Genomic DNA, 4380 nt, shown 5'->3' on the forward strand with positions numbered 1-4380 from the left:
CTGGGGGTACTGCTTCAGGCTAGGTGGAAAATGGGGACCTGCCCCCCATGAGCCATCTGTTGATCAGCCTCTACATGAACCCGGAAGATATTTACCATCCACGCCGTCTTCACCAGCACCTGGAGCACATGTAAATTTATAAACAACGCTACCAAGATTAGCGCCAACAGTAGCAGCAGTCGTAGCGTTTGCGTATGGGGTTAACACAATAGTGCCATTAGCTCCTGCAGGACCAAAACCTCTAGTAGTCAGCGTTGCAACTCCATTAGCATCTGTCGTAATAGACGCCACGTACTGAGTACCTTCAGTGGAACCTATTTCGCAACCCCAGTTATTTTCACCCGGTGCGGAACTAGCTGTTTGATAAACCTCTGAAACTACAGTCCTACATGTACTAAGAGCTGCAATCGGCTCAGACATCTGAGCTCTAATACTGTAATTCTGATATTGCGGCAACGCCACCGCCGCCAGGATCCCAATAATCGCCACTACGATCATCAGCTCGATCAGGGTGAAACCGCCCTGTCCGTGCTTGACGTACTTCTTCAGCCCTTGCTGTTTCATGTTCCTGCCCCTCACTCGTTCCGCCGTGGCGCGTCTGGCCGTTGCCTTCTTCTTGCCGCCCGTGCGGGTTTGACCTGGCGAGAGACCACCCGATGCGGCCGCCCGACCCCTTCACTCCCGAGGGGGTGCCCTGCCCGGCACCGCCTCTTATAGCTTACATTAAATTACGATCCGACACCTTGCAAGGACAAAATGCGTCGAAGACGTCATCGATCTGCCGAGGTGAGGATGAATTTCATCCCCCGAAAGGTTGAAGGGGCGTGGTACGGTGGTGGGCGAGCGGGGCTGGCCGAGGCTAGAATGCTGCATGTGCGCGGTTAAACCGTGCCCACGCGGGGCTTCCCAGGTTCCGCCCCAACCGTCCCGACCGCAGCGAGCGCCCATGAACGACTACAGCACCCCGCCGAGCGCCCCTCCCCTGGACACCCCGCTCCAGAGCACCCGCCACGACGGCGCCGCGACGCTGCGCGGCCTGGCCCGGCGCCTGGCGGCGGACGGCCGCGTCTCCCCGGCCGCCGCGGTGCGCGCCGAGCAGGAGGCTCGCGAGGGCGAGGTCTCGCTGCTCGAGCACGTGATCGACACCGGGCTGGTCTCGGCCCGCCAGGCCACCCTCTCCGCCGCCTGGGAGTACGGCCTGCCGATGCTCGACCTGGACGCCATCCGCCCGGAGACACTGCCCAGGGCAGACGCCTTCCCCGAGAAGATCCTGCGCCGGCTCAAGGTGCTGCCGCTGATGCAGCACGGCCACCGGCTCACCGTGGCGGTGCCCTACCCCTCCACCCTGGCGCTGCTCGACGAGCTGCAGTTCGCCACCGGGCTCACCCCGGACGGCGTGCTGGCCCCGGTGGACCAGCTCGGCCCGGTGCTCGAGGCCTACCTCGCCTCCACCGAGAAGAGCATGCTCGACGAGCTCAAGGGGGTGGACGATGCCGTGGGCGAGCTGGGCTACGCCGACGAGGAGAGCGACGAGGTCGACGTCCAGGCGGCGGCAAGCGCGGCCAACGAAGACGCGCCGATCATCAAGTTCGTCAACAAGATCATGCTCGACGCCATCCACCGCGGCGCCTCGGACATCCACTTCGAGCCCTACGAGACCAGCTACCGGGTGCGCTTTCGCATCGACGGCATGCTCCACGACGTGGCCCACCCGCCCTTCGCCATGCGCACGCGCATCGCCGCGCGCCTCAAGGTGATGTCGCGCCTCGACATCTCCGAGCGGCGCCTGCCACAGGACGGCGCCATCAAGCTCAAGCTCTCCCGGACCCGCTCCATCGACTTCCGGGTCAACTCGCTGCCCACGGTGTTCGGCGAGAAGATGGTGCTGCGGATCCTCGACCCCACCTCGGCGCAGCTCGGCATCGAGCAGCTCGGCTTCACCCCGGCCCAGCGCGCCATGTACGAGACGGTGCTGGGCCAGCCCCAGGGCATGGTGCTGGTCACCGGCCCCACCGGCAGCGGCAAGACGGTGACCCTCTACACCGGCATCAATATCCTCAACGAGGTGGAACGCAACATCTGCACCGCCGAGGACCCGGTGGAGATCAAGGTGCCCGGGGTCAACCAGGTCAACGTGCTGCCCAAGATCGGCCTGGACTTCGCCAGCGCCCTGCGCGCCTTCCTGCGCCAGGACCCGGACGTGGTGATGGTGGGCGAGATCCGCGACCTGGAGACCGCCGAGATCGCGGTGAAGGCCTCCCAGACCGGCCACCTGGTGCTCTCCACGGTGCACACCAACTCGGCGGCGGAGACCCTGACCCGCCTGGCCAACATGGGCCTGGCGCCCTTCAATATCGCCAGCTCCGTGAGCCTGATCATCGCCCAGCGCCTGGCCCGCAAGCTCTGCCGGCACTGCAGGCAGCCGGCGGACATCCCCCACGAGGTGCTGCGCCAGCAGGGCTTCACCGAGGAGGAGATCCACGCCGCCACCATCTTCGAGCCGGTGGGCTGCAAGCACTGCACCAAGGGCTTCAAGGGCCGGGTGGGTATCTACGAGGTGGTGCCGATCTCCACGGCCATGAGCCATCTGATCATGAAGAACGGTGACTCCATGGCCTTCGACGAGCTGGCCCGCCGGGAGGGCCACCCGGACCTGCGGCGCAGCGGCCTGCTCAAGGCGATGCAGGGGATCACCAGCCTGGCGGAGGTGAATCGGGTGACGAAGGATTAGGGCAAGGGGCAAGGGGCAAGGAGAAAGGAACGAGGGGCGAGGGGCGAGGGGCGAGGGTCTGCAGTCGAAAAGTGGGAGGCCGGCTGTGCCGGGCGAATGGAGGCCGAAGGCCTCCCTGGCGGCAGCCGCCAACATACGCAACTCCACCGGGGCGCCTACGGCGCCATTCGCTCGGGGAACCCGAGCTCCCACATGGCAATTTCACGCCAGTCTGCGAAGAGCAGAAAAGTGGGAGGCCGGCTGTGCCGGGCGAAAAGCGGTGTCGTCGGCACAGGCCAAAAGCGCAACTAGGCGCTGATCAAACAGGGGAACAGGGAGCATCTATGGCCACAGCAGAGAAACTGCGTCCCAACCGGAAGGTCAAGCTCTACCGTTGGAACTGGAGCGGCAAGGGGCCGGGGGGACGCCGGGTGGGGGGCGAGATCATAGCCGCCCAGAAGAAGGAAGTGGAGATGATTCTTGCCGGCCAGAACATCATCGTCAAGAACGTGCGCCGCAAGGGCGGGTTAGGCGGCGGCATGGGCAAGATCAAGCCCCGCGACATCATGCTCTTCGCCCGCCAGATGGCCACCATGATCCGCGCCGGGGTGCCGGTGCTGCAGGCCTTCCAGGTGGTGGCGGAGAGCCTCAAGAAGCCGGCCATGAGCGCCCTGGTGCAGGAGCTGATGAACGACGTGGCCGCCGGCGCCTCCTTCTCCGATGCCCTCAAGCGCCACCCCGAACACTTCGATCGCCTCTTCTCCAACCTGGTGGAGGCCGGCGAGCAGTCCGGCTCCCTGGACCGCATGCTCGACCGGGTGGCCACCTACAAGGAGAAGATCGAGCAGCTCAAGGGGCGCGTGAAGAAGGCGCTCTGGTACCCCGCGGCGGTGATCGCGGTGGGCATCGGGGTCACCGCCCTGCTGCTGATCAAGGTGGTGCCTCAGTTCGAGAGCCTGTTCCAGGGCTTCGGCGCCGAGCTGCCGGCCATGACCCGCATGACCATCGCCATGTCCGAGTTCGCCCAGGCCTACTGGTGGTGGGGGGTGGGCGGCGTGGCGGCGCTGATCTTCTTCATCCGCAACGGCATGAAGCGCTCCGAGACCTTCGCCTACCGCATGCACGCCCTGGCCCTGCGCCTGCCGGTGCTCGGCGAGATCCTCGACAAGTCTGCCGTGGCGCGCTACTCGAGGACGCTCGCCACCACCTTCGGCGCCGGCGTGCCGCTGGTGGAGGCGCTGGACACCGCCGCCGGCGCCACCGGCAACAAGGTCTACGAGCGGGCGGTGGCGCAGGTCCGCGAGGACGTGGCCACCGGCCAGCAGCTCAACTTCGCCATGCGCATGACCGAGCGCTTCCCGGCGCTGGCGGTGCAGATGGTCGGCATCGGCGAGGAGTCCGGCGCCCTGGACGCCATGCTCAACCGGGTGGCCGACTACTACGAGGAGGAGGTCGACAACATGGTCGACACCCTCACCTCGCTGCTCGAGCCCTTTATCATCGTGGTGCTCGGGGTGCTGGTCGGCGGTCTGGTGATCTCCATGTACCTGCCGATCTTCGAGTTGGGTAGTGTGATTTAGGGATGAGGGGCGAGGGGCGAGGGGCGAGGGGCGAGGGACGAGGGGCTGGCAGGATTGTGGGAGACGGGCTGGTGAGAGCTGGGCTGGTGA

At 65.6% G+C, this 4380-nt stretch carries 3 protein-coding genes; 2 read left to right on the forward strand and 1 reads right to left on the reverse strand.

Annotated features, from left to right (window positions below):
• Window positions 1–63 precede the first annotated feature (63 nt).
• Window positions 64–564 (reverse strand): pilin, encoded by a 501-nt coding sequence (locus J5F18_RS13015; RefSeq protein WP_346299039.1) that lies wholly within the window; start codon window positions 562–564, stop codon window positions 64–66.
• Between the two features lie 382 nt (window positions 565–946).
• On the opposite strand from J5F18_RS13015, the gene pilB reads away from it, so the two are divergent.
• Window positions 947–2731: a type IV-A pilus assembly ATPase PilB gene (pilB, locus tag J5F18_RS13020; protein WP_346299040.1), complete on the forward strand. Its 1785-nt coding sequence runs from the start codon at window positions 947–949 to the stop codon at window positions 2729–2731.
• 323 nt (window positions 2732–3054) lie between these two features.
• Window positions 3055–4290: a type II secretion system F family protein gene (locus tag J5F18_RS13025; RefSeq protein ID WP_346299041.1), complete on the forward strand. Its 1236-nt coding sequence runs from the start codon at window positions 3055–3057 to the stop codon at window positions 4288–4290.
• Window positions 4291–4380: the final 90 nt, after the last annotated feature.

The sequence above is a fragment of the Halomonas sp. BM-2019 genome (assembly GCF_017584085.1).